10 protein-coding genes are annotated in these 15,135 nt (G+C 69.9%); 4 read left to right on the forward strand and 6 right to left on the reverse strand.

What is annotated here, in order from left to right; genetic code table 11:
* Positions 1–90 precede the first annotated feature (90 nt).
* Together CSIV_RS02015 and CSIV_RS02020 are read right to left on the reverse strand one after the other, a co-directional pair.
* Positions 91–936, reverse strand: coding sequence for a carbohydrate ABC transporter permease (locus tag CSIV_RS02015; protein ID WP_077049749.1), 846 nt, complete (start codon positions 934–936; stop codon positions 91–93).
* Positions 936–1,883, reverse strand: coding sequence for a carbohydrate ABC transporter permease (locus CSIV_RS02020; RefSeq protein WP_077049750.1), 948 nt, complete (start codon positions 1,881–1,883; stop codon positions 936–938). The genes CSIV_RS02015 and CSIV_RS02020 overlap by 1 nt, the downstream gene beginning before the upstream one ends.
* A 234-nt stretch (positions 1,884–2,117) precedes the next feature.
* Here CSIV_RS02020 and CSIV_RS02025 point away from each other — a divergent pair, with 234 nt between their 5' ends.
* The 3 genes from CSIV_RS02025 (at position 2,118) to CSIV_RS02035 (ending at position 7,008) form a co-directional block, all read left to right on the forward strand.
* Positions 2,118–3,371 (forward strand): ABC transporter substrate-binding protein, encoded by a 1,254-nt coding sequence (locus CSIV_RS02025; protein ID WP_077049751.1) that lies wholly within the window; start codon positions 2,118–2,120, stop codon positions 3,369–3,371.
* A 104-nt stretch (positions 3,372–3,475) separates the two neighbouring features.
* Positions 3,476–4,714, forward strand: coding sequence for a family 1 glycosylhydrolase (locus CSIV_RS02030; RefSeq protein ID WP_077049752.1), 1,239 nt, complete (start codon positions 3,476–3,478; stop codon positions 4,712–4,714).
* Positions 4,715–4,800: 86 nt separating this feature from the next.
* Entirely contained in the window at positions 4,801–7,008 is a 2,208-nt protein-coding gene (locus CSIV_RS02035; RefSeq protein ID WP_083734959.1) for an RICIN domain-containing protein, read from the forward strand.
* Between the two features lie 55 nt (positions 7,009–7,063).
* Here the strand turns inward: CSIV_RS02035 and CSIV_RS02040 are convergent, their stop codons facing one another.
* From CSIV_RS02040 to CSIV_RS02050, 3 genes are all read right to left on the reverse strand, one after another.
* Complete coding sequence (locus CSIV_RS02040) at positions 7,064–8,077, reverse strand: LacI family DNA-binding transcriptional regulator (RefSeq protein ID WP_077049753.1); 1,014 nt, start codon at positions 8,075–8,077, stop codon at positions 7,064–7,066.
* Positions 8,078–8,183: 106 nt separating this feature from the next.
* Positions 8,184–9,194 carry a LacI family DNA-binding transcriptional regulator gene (locus CSIV_RS02045; RefSeq protein ID WP_077049754.1) on the reverse strand — a complete coding sequence of 337 codons (1,011 nt, stop codon included), beginning with the start codon at positions 9,192–9,194 and terminating at the stop codon, positions 8,184–8,186.
* A gap of 503 nt (positions 9,195–9,697) precedes the next feature.
* Positions 9,698–13,309, reverse strand: coding sequence for a proline dehydrogenase family protein (locus CSIV_RS02050; protein WP_077049755.1), 3,612 nt, complete (start codon positions 13,307–13,309; stop codon positions 9,698–9,700).
* 194 nt (positions 13,310–13,503) lie between these two features.
* Here CSIV_RS02050 and CSIV_RS02055 point away from each other — a divergent pair, with 194 nt between their 5' ends.
* Positions 13,504–14,499 (forward strand): acetylxylan esterase, encoded by a 996-nt coding sequence (locus CSIV_RS02055; RefSeq protein ID WP_077049756.1) that lies wholly within the window; start codon positions 13,504–13,506, stop codon positions 14,497–14,499.
* A 68-nt stretch (positions 14,500–14,567) separates the two neighbouring features.
* Here CSIV_RS02055 and CSIV_RS02060 read toward each other — a convergent pair whose 3' ends face one another.
* Positions 14,568–15,128 (reverse strand): acyl-CoA thioesterase, encoded by a 561-nt coding sequence (locus CSIV_RS02060; RefSeq protein ID WP_077049757.1) that lies wholly within the window; start codon positions 15,126–15,128, stop codon positions 14,568–14,570.
* Positions 15,129–15,135: the final 7 nt, after the last annotated feature.

Here is a 15,135-nt window from a genome sequence, read left to right on the forward strand (position 1 = left end):
GGGGCCGCACGGCGCTCGGGACGAACCGGGCGAGCGCGTACCGAATGCGATCGGTGCGGTCGGCTTTGCAGCCTGCGGGCGTAAGGCTGATCATTTGAGTCCGGTGCTGGCGACGCTCTGAATGAACCGCCGCTGGAGCACGAGGAAGAGGACGGCGAGGGGCGCCAGGGCGATGAGCGAGCCGGCCATCATGACGCCGTAGGGAATGATCCCGTCCGGGCCGGTGAGCAGAGTCAGACCCGACGTGATCGTGCCCATCTGCTGGTCGGTCGTGAGGACGAGCGGCCACAGCAGGTCGTTCCAGTTGTTGACGAACGTGTAGATGCCGAGCGTCACGAGAGCGGGAACGGCATTGGGCAGCACGACACTCCTGAAGATCCGGAGTTCGGAGGCGCCGTCGATTCGCGCCGCATTGTCCAGGTCACGAGGAAGCGACAGGAAGAACTGTCGGAGGAAGAAGATCCCGAATGCGTCGGCGGCGCGCGGAGCGATCAACCCCGTGTACGAGTTGATCCATCCAAAATCCGCGATGAGCTGATAGACGGGGATGAGGGTTGCCTGGAAGGGCACCATGAGACTCGCCACGATCGCGATGAGAAGCACCCTGCTTCCCCGGAAGTCGACCCTGGCCAGCACGTAGGCTGCGAGCGAATCGAACACCAGGGCGAAGACCGTCACGCCTCCGGCAAAGATGAAGCTGTTCAGCACGAGCCGGGCGAACGGCAGATCCGTGAAGATCCGTGCGAAGTTGTCGAGCGTCCACGACCCCGGGACGAGCGTCGGCGGGAAGGCGTTGACCTCCGCGACCGGCTTGAACGCGGTGAAGACGATGATCGCGATCGGCAGCAGCACGAGGAAGGCGACGATCACCATGCCGCCGAACGAGGCCAGACGAATTAGACGGTCCGACGCGGCGCGAGTTCTCCTTTCGATCATCAGCCCGCGTCCTTCTCACCGCGCGACGTGATCGCGAACTGGACGAGGCTCAGCAGAAGCGTCGCGACGAGCAATACATACGACAGCGCGGAGGCGAACCCGAGCTCGAGGTCCTTGAATCCGGACTTGTAGATCTGCATCACGACGGTCTGGGTGCTCTGGTACGGGCCGCCGCCGGTGAGGATGTAGATCTGGTCGAAAGCCTGCAGGGCGGCGATGGTGGCGATCACGAGGACGAACCCGATCGTGTTGCCGAGGAGCGGAACCGTGACATTGCGGAATCGTGCGATCGGGCCGGCGCCATCCATCCGCGCGGCTTCATAGAGGCTTTGCGGGATCTCCTGGACCCCCGCGAGGAAGACGATCATGTAGAACGGGAAGTTCTTCCACACGGCGATGAGCACCACCGCCGGCATCGCGAGCGTCGGATCTTGGAGGACATCGCCGATGCGGATGCCGAACGACTGCAGCCAGAAGTTGAGGAGTCCCACCTGCGGATCGAGCAGGTATTGCCAGGCGAAGGCCGCGACGGCCAGCGAGACGATGAACGGCAGGAACAGGGCGGTGCGGAAGACGCCTCGCCACGGAAGGTGCGGGCTGTTCAGAGCGAGAGCGAGCGCGAGGGCGAAGACGACCACGATCGGCGTGAACATGATCGTGTACGTCGCCGTGTTGCCCATCGCGCGGATGATGTCGGGATCGGTGAAGACCCGCGCATAGTTGTCGAAGCCGACGAACTCCTCGAGCCCGAAACCGCTGGCATCCGTGAACGAGAGACGCAGGGCTGCGACCATCGGCCAGAAGACGAACGTGACGAGCACGGCCATCGCCGGCAGTAGGAAGGCGACGATCGTGAGGCGACGTCGCGCACCGCCGCGTAGCGGCCCGCGGCCACCGATCTGAGGCGGCGGCCGGAACCGTCGCGTGCTGGTCAGCGTCATTGCCATTCCTGTCCCTGCGCGACCCTCGGGCCGCTTCTCCAACGTTGTAAATGACAATAGGGTCACCATCGGAAGGGCGTCAAGCGGTCACCTGACGCGCCCCGCGAGAGGCTGTTGACAATCGCGGAGGGAAGATCCACTATGTGATCACAGCGCACTTACAACGTTGTATAAACCCGGAATGACGGCGTTTCTGCCGTTCCATCGACAGTGGAGTCGACTCGTGGAGGTCCAGCACCAATGAAGAAAGCAATCACCGCCGTCGTCGTCGGCGCTCTCGCGCTCGCGACATCCGGATGCGCCGCGACGGCGTCCGCCCCCGACGGTCCCGTCAAGATCGATTTCTGGCACGGCTACACCGAAGCCGATGGCAAGGTCCTCGACGACCTCGTCGCCCAGTTCAACGCGTCCCAGGACGACATCGAGATCACTCCGTCCGTGAAGCCGTGGGCCACTCTGCTGGACACCGCGCTCCCCGCCCTGAGTTCCAAGACCGGCCCCGAACTGGTGGCGCTGCCCGCCGAGAACGTTCCGGTCTGGGCGTCCAAGGGTGCACTGCACGACCTCGAGGACTGGTACGGCTCCGCAGACAGCGGCGCCGCAACCCTGAACGAGGGCGCGGTCGCGACCGGGATCGTCGAAGGCAAGCACTACGCCACACCGCTCAGCTTCACCCCGTTGACCATGTTCTACAACACGGCGATGTTCGAGAAGGCCGGCGTGCAGGTGCCGACGACCTGGGACGAGTGGGTCACCGCGGCGACCGCGCTCACGGTCGACGAGAACGGTGACGGCACCCCCGAGCAGTACGGGCTGGCGCTGCAGGATCATGGCACCGTCGGCAACGGCGTCTGGCCGTCCCTGTTCCAGAGCGGTGGCGGCGAGGTCGTCACCGCCGACGGCGATGCCGTCATCGATTCACCGGAGAACGTGAAGACGCTCACGTACTGGAAGGACGCCTTGGCCAAGGGCGGATTCTCGCCGACGGGCCTCGCCGGCGCGGATGCCGACGGGCTGTTCAGCTCCGGCAAGGTGGCGATGACCCTGGCCGGTCCGTGGATGGCGACGGTCGCCGAATCCTCCGGGGTCCCGTACGGGATCGCGCCGCTCCCCGCCGGCCCCGCCGGCATCAAGGCCTCGGCATTGGCCGTCGATCTCAGCATCACCTCGCAAGCGACCGACGCCGAGAAGGCAGCCATCCAGACCTTCTTCACGTGGTTCTACCAGAAGCAGAACATGGTCACGTGGTCGCTGGCCTCGGGGTGGCCCCCGCTCACGACCGACGTCAGCGCAGCCGACGTCGCCGAGAACACGGTCGTCGCCGCTCTCACCGAGCAGTCGCAGTATGGTGTGGCACTGCTTCCCGGAGTGATCCCCTCGACCGATGTCCTGACGGCGATGGACACCGCCACCCAGAAGGCCCTCACCGGGGGCGACGTGGAAGAGGTGCTCACCACCGCCCAGAAGGAGATCGAGTCGGCTCTGGCCGGCTGAACGATCCCGGTCGGGAAGTCGGATCTGCGCACTGCCCTCGCGGTCCGCAGGTCCGACTTCGCCAGCCCCCTCCCACCCCGAACGACGTGACCGAAGGACGATTGATGCGCTGGTTCGAAGACGGACGCCTGCGATTCGCCATGGGTGTCGAAGACACCTTCATCCCCCAGACCCGACCCGGGGAGAGGTCGCTCGACGAGTACGACCTGATGCAGCACTACCGCTTCTGGCGAGAAGACCTGGAGCACTGCGCGACGGCCGGGAGCGAGATGGTTCGATGGGGCATCCCGTGGTATCGCATCCAGCCGGCACCGGGGACCTGGGACTGGGAGTGGCTGGACCGCGTCATCGACGCTTTCGACGAACTCGGGCTCACGCTGCTCACAGATCTCATCCACTACGGGACACCGCTGTGGCTGGACGACCAGTTCGTGAACCCGGACTACCCCTCGCGCGTGGCCGAATACGCAGCGGCCGTCGCAGACCGATATCGCGGCCGCATCCGCCACTACACCCCGCTCAACGAACCCCTCTTGAACGTCATGTACTGCGGGGAGTTCGGGCAGTGGCCGCCGTACCGGACGGGCCATGACGGTTTCGTCGACGTCCTCCGTGGGATCACCCGCGGCATCGTCGAGACCCAGACGGCGATCGCTCAGACCGTCGCGGACGCCGACTTCCTGCACGTGGAGGCGTCGTTCCGTTTCGCGGGCGACGTCGAGGCCCATGCCGAGACCCACCGACACCTCCAAGACAGGAGATTCCTGATCCAGGACCTGGTGATGGGGCGAGTCGGCGAGGAGCACCCGCTCGTCCCGTACCTGCGCGAGCACGGGTTCCGCGACGACGACCTGGAATGGGCGCGTACCCACACCGCGCAGCCGGACGTCGTCGGGGTGAACTACTATCCGCAGCACTCGACCGAGGTGTTCGAGCGCGGGGTCACGCGCTCCGGGGGGCCGCGCGACCTTCGACCGCGCCTCGATGCGGGAGTCGAGGGGATGAAGGACGTCCTGCGATCCTTCGCGGAGCGCTACGGCAAGCCCGTCTTCCTGACCGAGACGAGCTACACCGGCACGGTGGAGCAGCGGATCTCGTGGATGCAGCGTTCCGCCGCGGGGGTCCGGGAGTTGCGAGCCGAGGGAGTCGACGTCGTCGGCTACACCTGGTGGTGCATCACCGACATGATCGAGTGGACCTACCGCACCGGTGACAAGTCGGCGATGGAGTACCTGCTGCCGATGGGCCTGTGGGCACTGGAAGAGGACCCCGACGGGACGCTCCGCCGCGTGAGGACACCCGTGGCGGACGCCTTCCGCGAGCTCGCGACGGGACACATCTGAGTCCTCGGGATCGGCACTGTGGAGCATGCACTCGCTCTGATTGTACAACGTTGTATATCTACCAATCCGCTTGAAAGGACGCAATGATGCGACACACCCACACCCACTCCGCCGCCGGTAGACGGGCGGGCACCCTCGCGCTGGCGACGACTCTGATCCTCCTGGGGTCAGCTCTGACAGCCGCACCTGCGCACGCGGTGACCACCGGGAACGGATCGCTCGTCTACGCGCCGCCCGATGGATCGTCGTTCAATGACGAAGGCGGCGACGCGACCGGCACGGCGTATGCCAAGATCGTCGCGCTCAAGCACAGCGGGTCGGCCAACGGCACGCTCGTCGTGACCTTCGACGACGGCCGGCTGATCAAGGACGTCAGCCCGAGTTCCAACCCGACCACTGACACCCAGGCATGCCTGGCTACCCCGAGTCTCCCCTGCCATCAGGAATGGCCGATCTTCCGTAGCTCCGATGGAGGCGCGTCGTGGACGAAGATCGCCGCGGTGAATCCTGGGCTGCAGTTCCCCGGGATCCCGGGTCAGGAGGATCTGACTCAGCTCGACCGCCTCGCCCAGCCGTTCCTGTACGAACTTCCCCAAGCCACCGGCGGTCTCGCCGCCGGCACCCTGTTGCTCACGGGCCAGATCCGCCCCGCAGACCGCGACGACCCGGCCTCGATCACCAAATTGGTCGTCTACAAGAGCACCGACCAAGGGGCGAACTGGACCTATCTGAGCACGATCGACAGCGGCGGCCCGGCCGTGTACGACCCGTCATCCTCGTCGACGACGACGACGGTGTGGGAACCCACGCTGATCGTTGACGGAAACGGAGGGCTGACCGCCTACTTCTCAGACGAGCGGCAGAAAGCGAACAACGTCCTCCAGGCGGTTTCGTATCGACGCTCGACAGACGGCGGGCTGACCTGGGGTGCACTGTCCAACGTGTCGGCTCCGACAGACAAGCGGCACCGCCCCGGCATGATCACTGTGACAAAGCTTCCCGACAACAGCTATCTCGCGACCTATGAGGTCGTGAATGCCGCCGGCTACGCGTTCGCCAATGCCTCCCCCGTCTTCTACAAGAAGTCGCCGGACGGGTTGAACTGGGGCACGACGACGTCGTTGGGTACGCCGGTCGAGTTGGCCGACGGGCGCGGGATCGGGTCTTCCCCCACCGTGACCTGGGTCCCCACGGGCGGCCCTCAGGGCATGGTCGTCGTGGCGTCGAAGTGGGGGCTCGACCCCGCCGGCAACCTGACCAGCGGTCAGAACTTCTTCGTCAACTACAACCTGGGAGTGGGGCCGTGGGAACGACTCCCATTCGCCACGACGTTCGACGGCCAAAGTTCGATCACGGGGTTCGCTCAAGGCATCGACTACAGTCCGGACGGTCGAACCCTCTATCAGGCGACGAACGTCGACAACTACCGGCCCGGCAATCTCTACAACGACATCCGCGTGGGCACCATCCCCCTCAATGCCACGACCTATGAGGCGGAGAACGCCACCCGGGTGAATGCGTCGCTCGTGACGCACGCGGATGCCACGAATGGGTCGAAGGTCGGCAACATCAACTACTCGAACAGCACCGTCACGTTCACCGTCAGGGTTCCCGCTGCCGGCACCTACACGATGAACGTCCGTTATGCGAACGGCACGACCGGCACCAGCGCTCACGACGTTTCAGTGAACGGAGCATCCGCGACGTCCATCAGTTACCCGCGGACGGCGGACTGGGGTCGCTATCTCTGGGCGCAGAAGAGCGTCTCATTGAACGCCGGCACCAACACCATCCGGTTCTCCTACACGGGAACGTACGCCGAGCTCGATGCGATCCAGGTGTTCGACGCGTCGACCACTCCTGCCCCTGAGTTCCGAATCGTGAACCGGAGCAGTGGGAAGCTGCTCGAGATCTTCTCCGCGGCGACCGCCGACGGGGCAGCCGCCGGGCAGTGGGGACCGACGGGCAACCCCACCCAGATCTGGCAGGTCACGACGGCTGCGGGAGGGACCTTCTCACTGATCAACAAGAACAGCGGCAAGCTGTTGGAGATCCCCAGCGCCTCTCTGGCCGACGGCACCGATGCGGTCCAGTGGGGACCGACCGGCAATGCAACGCAGAGGTGGAATCTCACCCCCAACGCGGCCGGGTACTGGGCGATCACGAACGCCAACAGCGGGAAATACCTCGAGATCGCGTCCTGCGCCAGCGCCGACGGGGCCGTCGCTCAGCAGTGGGGTCCGACGAGCGGACTGTGCCAGCAGTGGCGACTGGTCAAGGAGGGTATCCAGTAGCGGATGCCGTCGGGGCGGGCCGTCATCGGCGCCCGCCCCGACGCCACGCGCCACGCTAGGCCGGAGCCGACTCGCGCACGACCAGATCGAAGGAAGCCGTCTCCGTCGCGGGCCGAGACGGCCTGCTCTTTCCCGACTCGATCCGCTGAACGAGCAGATCGACAGCCCGCTGGGCGATCTGGTCCCTCCCGGGATCGATCGTCGTCAGGCTCGGCACCGCGTATTGCGATTCCTCGATGTTGTCGAAGCCGACCACCGCGACATCCACCGGAATCCGTAAGCCCGCCTCCTGCAGGGACCGCATCGCCCCCAGGGTGAGCGCGTCATTGAGACCGAAGAGGGCATCGAACACCACTCCCTCGTCGATCATCTCGCGGGTGGCGTCCGCACCGTTCGCTCGATGCCACAGGGTGGTCGCTCTCACGAGCGCCCGATCAACGTCGATACCCGCGGTCTCCAGAGCCTCCTCGTAGCCTCGAAGACGGAGCGCTGCCGAGCCGAGTTCCTCGTCCGGATGGGCGCCGATCAAAGCGATCCGGCGGCGACCCGAAGCCAGCAGGAAATCCGTGGCAGCGCGGGCGGCCTCCACGTTGCGCATCGTCACGTGGTCCACGGGCCCGTCGAAGATCCGCTCTCCGAGGAGAACGAGAGGGAAGTCCACCTCGAGCAGAGAGGCATCCTCCTGCCCCATTCCCAGCGGGCTGAAGATCACACCATCCGTCATCCTCATCCGGGGACTGGAGAGCGCGGCGAGCTCCCGCGCGCGGTCCGCGCCGGTCCGCTCGACGATGACGACCAACCCGTGGCTCTCGGCGCGGGTGATGACGGCGTCCGCGAGCTCCGCGAAGTAGCTCAGACTGAGCTCGGGGAGAACGAGACCGATGACACCGCTACGACCCGAACGGAGACTACGGGCGGAGAGGTTGGGCTGGTACCCCAGCCGGTCGATGGCCGCTTGCACGCGCTCACGCGTGGCCGGGCGCACGTGAGGGTAATCGTTCACGACGTTCGATACGGTCTTGATCGAAACGCCCGCCAGCCGGGCCACGTCATGGAGCGTCGCAGCCATGGACCCCCCCCTCTCCGCCGACGACGCCTCACACTACAACCGCAACGGCGATCCACGGCGACAGATCATGCGCTCCCTCTCCCGCCCTGCGCCGACGAGTCGCGATTCACGACCGCGTCGACTCGCGCTCCACGAGGTGGAAATCGGCCAGGAACTCCCGCGGAGCGATCTCGCCGGCACCCGTGATGCGTTCGACGAGAAGGTCCACCGCCACTCGGGCGATCTCCGACCGCCCGGGGTCGATCGTCGTCAACGCGGGCAGCGAATACCGCGTCTCGTCGAGGTCGTCGAAGCCGATGATCGCCACCTCTTCGGGAATGCGCACCCCGCGCTCCAACAGCACCCTCATCGCGCCGAGGGCGAGGGAATCGTTGAAGCCGACGACCCCGTCGAACTGCACCCCCGAATACAGGACGGCACGCATGGCCTCCGCGCCGTCGATCCGGTGCCATCGGTCCACCGGCACGACGAGCCTCGGGTCGAGCTCGCGCCCCGCCTCGGCCAGGGCCGCTTCGTAACCGCGAAGACGCAGCCCCGCTGAGCCGACGACCTCACCGGGGTGCGACCCCAGCGCGAGGATGCGTCGGCGTCCGGTCGCGATCAAATGAGCCGTCGCAGCGTACGCGGCTTCGGTGTTCCGCATGGTGACGTGGTCGTGCGCGGAGTGGAAGATCCGCTCCCCCAGCAGCACCATCGGCATCCCGACCTCGTCCAGAAGAGCCGCATCGTCCTCACCGAGCGAGAGCACCGAGTAGAGCACGCCGTCAAGGCCTCGGCGTCGCGCGCCGCGCAGGGCCGCGAGCTCGCTGTCGCGCTCCGCGTCGAACTGCTCGATGAGCACGGAGAAGCCGTGCGCGCGCGCCGCGCGCATGACGTCGTCCGCCAATTCGGCGAAGTAGGGGTTCCGCAGATCCGGGACGATGAGCCCGATCATGTCGGCCCGGCCCGACCGGAGGCTCCGCGCCGCCTGGTTCGGGCGGTACTGCAGTTCGTCGATCGCGGCCTCGACCCGCTCGCGGGTCGCCGACCGCACGTGCGGATAGTTGTTGATCACGTTCGAGACCGTCTTGATCGACACCCCGGCCGCGCGTGCCACATCGTGCAGCGTTGCGCTCATGGCATCCCTCCCCCACCTCTGTGCGCCGACTCTACAACGTTGCAGACGCGGGCGCCCGCGCCGCCGTGCGCCCAGACCACGCGACCTGGCCGAGATCACACGCCGCAAACACGCCACGGCGGGTGCGCTCGCCCAGATCACGCGACCTGGATGCCGGCCCGGCGGCCCGGGCCCCGCGAGCGCACACGATCCGGCCGAGCGCGCACGTTCCGGACGCCCCGATCATGTGCGTTCGACCGGGGCGTGTGCGCTCGGCGACGGGCAGGCGGTCGGGGGCGGGCGCGCGCGAGGGGCGCGAGATCACGCGACCTGGCCGAGATCACGTGGCGCAAGCGCGTCACGGCGGGTGCGCTCGCCCAGATCACGTGAACTGGATGCCGCGATGCACCGGCCACGGCGCCGCCCGCGCCGGCACCGGCCGCGACGCCCGCGCCGGCACCGGCCACGGCGCCGCTCACACCGGCCGCCACCCGCCCCGCCCCGCCCCGCCCCGCCCGCGGGCGTCAGATGACCTCGGCGCTCCAGGGGTCGGGGCGGCCGAAGCGGAACGCCTCGATCGAGATCGCCTGCTCGCGCAGGAACGGCAGCAGCTCGATGCGGCCCGCGGTGGTGACCTCGCCGGAGTACACCGTCAGGGACGGGTCGCCGCCGAGCGCTTCGGCCAGCGCGACGCGCAGAGTCTCCGCCGTCTCGGCCGTGCCGACGAGCCGCACGCGCGACGGTCGCGGCAGGGGGGAGATCACCGCATCGCCCGCGGGCTCGGCATCCGGGATGCCACCCGCCATACGCTGCAGCCACTCCTCGTCGGTCTCGACCGACACGGGCACCGCGCTCTCGCCGAGCAGGTGCCGTACTGCGGCGGGGAGCCCCACCGGCGTGCTGAGGCTGAAGTCGGAACCCGAGCGCACGGCCGCGACGAGCACGCGGAGCACCGCCTGCCACGGGGCGTCGGCGGTGGCGCGGATCGCGACGTCGGTGGGGCGGTAGCGCAGCAGGTTCCGCTCGAGGCCGAGGCGCGAGGCGTCCTTCACCCGTGCGAAGTCGCGGTCCCACGCGACGGCGTCCGACAGCGCGCCGCGCCGCAGCCACTCGAACGCGGCGTAGTCGAGCGTCGGCTGCGCCGCTTCGATGAGCGAGGAGATGCGCGTGTCGAGGCCGCGCAGATGCAGCGTCGACGACGCCGGACCCCCCGACGACGGCCGCCACGACCCGAGCGCGACGAGTCGGTTCGGGCCGCCCGACATCGCACCGGGGCCCACGCCCGAAACCCCCCGACCGCCGAGGGGCTCGCGCTGCACGACCCCGCCCGTCGTGGGGCGGTTCACCCGCAGCACGGCGGCATCGACGGTGTCGAGCCAGAGGTCGAGGTCGGCGGCGTCGCGGGTGTGGAGGCCCGCCACGAACCCGGACCCGACGACGTTCTGCAGTTCGATCGCCCGGCCCAGGGTCGGCGCGTGCAGGATGCCGAGCACCGGCGCCGCCACAGCGGTGCGGGTCAGGTGCGAACCGGCGTGGACGCCCGTGCGGACGCCCGGGGTCCAGAAGCGGCCCGCCGTCTCGGGACCGAGGTCGAGTTCGCGCGGCTCGACGAGCCAGCGCTCCCCGTCGGCGAGGACGGTGAGGGCGCGGCGCACGTCGCCCTGCGGCTCCTCGACGAGCGGTCCGACGTCGGAGAGCGGGTCGTCGGCGGGACCCACGCGCAGCGACGCCACGGCATCCTTCAGCTGTTCCAGGAAGCGTGTCGACCGCGCCGCAGCGCCGACGAGGATCACCAGTGACGATGCGGTCGCGGCCTGCCCCGCTCGGGCGAAGGCCCCGGCCACGATGTCGGCGACGGCGCGGTCGAGGTCGGCCGACGGGGCGACGACCACCGCGTTGCGGCCGGCCGTCAGCGCCTGCAGGGGCAGGCTGGGGCGCCATTCGAGGAACCGTTCGGCGGTCGCCCGCGCGCCCGCGAGCAGCACCCGGTCGACGCCGGGGTGGACCAGCAGCGCTCGACCGGATGCCTCCTCGTTCAGATCGACGTAAGCGAAGGCGTCCCGCGGAACCCCCGCCGCCCAGAGCGCCTCGGCGACGACCGCGCCCGCCCGCCGCGCGCGCGGCGACGGCGTGAGGATGACACCCGATCCGGCGGCGAGCGCCGCGAGCGTCTCGGCGGCGCAGAGACCCACCGACGAGTTCCAGCGGGGGGCGACGACCGTGAGGCAGTCCGGCACGAACACCGCACCGGCGACCCGGTCGAGCTCCTTCACGGTCAGCGCGTAGTACGCGGCTGCGTCGACGGCCTCGTCGACCTCGGCGTCCGCCTCGGCGAACAGCGCACCGCCCTCGGACGCGAGCACCTCGACCAGCTCGGCGCGGCGTTCGGCGAGCGCGCGGGATGCCGCCTCGATCACCGCTGCGCGCTCGGTCGCCGCGCGGCTCCCCCACTCCTCCGCGGCCTCGCGGACGCGCGAGACGACGGCATCCAGGCCGGCCTCGTCGTCGATGCGACCGGCCGCGGCCGTCGCGTCTCCGGCGGTGGAGCCGCTCACCGCGGCGAGGACGTCATGGGCCCAGGCCCGGTCCGCGGCGACGGTGGGATCGGCGGCCGAGGTGTTGCGGAACCCGGGGGCGGCTCCCGAGAGCTCGGCGGTCTCGCGCACCGAGAACACCGCGGTGTCGACGAACGCCTGCCCGCCGAAGAGCATCTGCTGGACATCGGGGCCGAGGGCCTGCGTGTCGCCGGGGGCCGCGTCGCGGGCGATGCCGAGGACGGCCTGCGTCAGACCGGGCTCGGGTGAGTCGTCGGCGGCGGGCTCGCGCAGGATCGGGGGCGTCGGGACGGTTCCGCGCTGCGGCTCGCGCGGCGGGGCCGGTGAGAGCTCGGGCGTCGCGAGGGCCGTCGTCACCCGGGCGTGGACGTCGTCATCGGACGCGCGTCGCTCCGCCGCCTGCGCAGCGAGCGGTGCCACCACGGCATCCGCGTCGTCCGGGTGCACCACAGGTGCGAGCACGATGTGGGCACCCTCCACGCTCCAGGCCACGCCGAGCGGCAGGGCGAGGTCGATCGGGACGTCGGCGGTGTCGGCCAGGACCCGCACGATCGCCGCCCGTACCGGATCGCCCGTCGCGAAAGCCACGCGCAGCCCCTCGGCGGCCCGGCGGCCGAGGGCCTCGCGCACGGCGGCGACGGCGAGCGCGTCGAGGTCGGCGGTCGCGGTGACGGCGGGGGCGCGCCAGCCGTGCCGCGCGGCGCGGAGCGCGTCGTCGGTGGCCGGGATCGCGTCGTCGAGGCGCACCGCGAGGGGCGCTCCCCCGGCGACGCCCCGCACCCGCGCCCAGGCGGCGAGCTCGCGCAGGGCGCCGAGCGCCTCGGGGACGGCGATCGGCAGCGCGATGCCGGCGTCGGCGGCCGACAGGCTCGACTCCTCGAGCACACGGGTCAGAACGGCGACGGTGAGGTCGAGGTCGTCGCGCCCCTCGGCGACGAGCGTGACGCGCGTGCCCGCGCCGGCGGCATCCCGGAACAGCGGCAGCAGCCGCTCCGCGGCGTGCTCAACATCCGCCTCGAACGCCCACCGCGAGAGCCCGGTGACGACCTCGCGCACCGCGACCGAGACCCGGGCGACGTCGTCGCGGGCGGCCAGGGCACGGATGCCGTCGAGCCGGTGCCGTGCGGCCGACTCGCCCCGGACGGTCGGTGCCGTGAGCCGCAGGTCGGCGACGGCATCGGCGCCGAGCGCGACGAGCGCGGGGCCGAGACGATCGGTGCGCGCGTCGAGGGACAGGGGCGAGAGCGCATCCGAGAGGGCACGGCGGGCGAGCGGCACCGCCGGGCTCGGGAGCACGGGAGCGATCGCACCGCCCAGCTGGACCGCACCGCGCACCCTCCACGGGAGCGCCGCCGGGACGTCGCCGGCGAGGCGGTGCAGTGCGGCCGCGGGCGCCGTCGTGCCCTCCGGTCGCAGCACGCCGTCCGCGGCGCGCGCGAGGAAGTCCAGGGCCTCGGGGGACGCGACGGGCGACGAGAGGGTCGGGGTGGAGGCGGCGAAGGTCGCGGCCAGGGCCGTGGCGCGCTCGACCGCGTCGGCGGAGAGCAGGGGACCGTGCGCGTGCGGGTCGTTCTCGCTCATGCTCCACAGCCTAGGCACGGCGCCCGCGAGCCCCGGGCGGCCCCGCCGCGCGGCCCCGAATCGACACGGAAAGGGGCCGGCCGCGCGTCATGCCGTGGGACCCATGTCCCACCGCGTCGCGGTGACCCCGCGTCGCGTTCCTCGCGCGAGCGCTCTTTCGCTACTGTCGATTCGCCCCGACCCTGGAGACCCCCATGGCTCAGACCTTCACCGACATGCCCCTCGAGCTTCTGCGCGAGTACCGCCCGGAGCTCGTCGAGCCCGACGGGTTGGACGCGTTCTGGTCCGACACGCTGGCAGAAGCCCGTGCCGCCGCGCGGCCCGCGACGCTGACGCGCGTCGACGGACCGGTGCGCGCTCTCTCGATCCAGGACCTCACGTTCACCGGATTCGCCGGCGACGAGATCCGCGGCTGGGTCGTGCGCCCGCACGGCGGCGAACAGCTCCCGGCCGTCGTCGAGTTCATCGGCTACGGCGGCGGTCGCGGGCTCCCCGGCGACAAGATCGCCTGGGCGGCCGCCGGCTACGTGCACGTCATCATGGACACGCGCGGCCAGGGATCCGGCTGGAGCATCGGCGACACCCCCGACCCCCACGGCTCCACCGCCGCCTACCCCGGCGTGATGACCCGTGGCATCCACGACCCGCACGAGTACTACTACCGCCGTCTCTTCACCGACGCCGCGCGTCTGGTCGACGTGGTCCGCGAGCTCCCCGGAGTGGATGCCACGCGCATCGCCGTCACCGGGGGCAGCCAGGGCGGTGCGCTCGCGATCGCCGCCGCGGCACTGTCGGGCGACGCGGTGGCCGCGGTCCTCCCGGACGTGCCGTTCCTGTGCGACATCCCGAACGCCATCGTGCGCACGCCCTCCGCCCCGTTCACCGAGGTCACGCGATGGCTGTCCATCCACCGCGACGACACCGCCGCGGCGCTGCACACGCTGTCGCACATCGACGGGGCGATCCTCGCCCGCCGCATCCAGGCGCCGGCGTTCTTCTCGGTCGCGCTGATGGATGACATCGTGCTGCCGTCGGGGGTGTTCGCGGCGTTCCACGCCCTGGCATCCGAGGATGCCGCGATCGAGGTCTACCCGTACAACGGCCACGAGGGCGGGGGCACGCGCCACTGGGCGCGTCAGGTCGCGTGGCTCGACGCGCGCTTCGGCGTTTCGGACGCCCCGGACGCGTGAGTCGCCACGATTTGTCGCCTGGCCGTGGCCCGAGGCGACAAATCGTGGCGACTCACGCAACAGGCGGCTCAGCGCCAGTCGCTCGGCGCGGGGCGCTTCGTCGAGGGCAGCGCGGACGCCGCGGCCCACTCGTGCACCCACGGCTCGACGTCGGGCACGCCCTCGGGGCGCCCGACCGCGGCGAACAGCTCCTCGTGCGGCACGGTTCCGCCCGAGCGCCGCAGGATGCGCGCGCGGATGATCGCCCGCGCGAAGATCTCGCCGTCGACGACCGCGCGGTGTTCGAGGTAGACGGCGCGATCGTCGTGTCCGAGCAGCCGCGTCTCGAGCTCGAACCGCTGCCACAGCTCCAGCGAACGGCGGAACGTGATCGTCTCGGCGGCCACCACGGCGTACCAGCCGTGCGAGGTCATCGCACCCGCGATCCCGGTGCGCGTCAGCAGATCCCATCGCCCCAGATCGAACAGCGACAGGTAGCGCCCGTTGTTGAGGTGGCGGAGCAGGTCGATGTCGGTGGGCAGCACGCGCAGTCGCATCCGCCCGACCGCGCTCGGATCGAGGGGGCCTTCGCGACGCAGTCGCCGCCGCGCGCGGAAGAGGACCAGCAGGGTGCGCCACAGAACGTTCACGACCGGC

Source organism: Microbacterium sp. CSI-V, assembly GCF_001984105.1.
Lineage (GTDB): Bacteria > Actinomycetota > Actinomycetes > Actinomycetales > Microbacteriaceae > Microbacterium.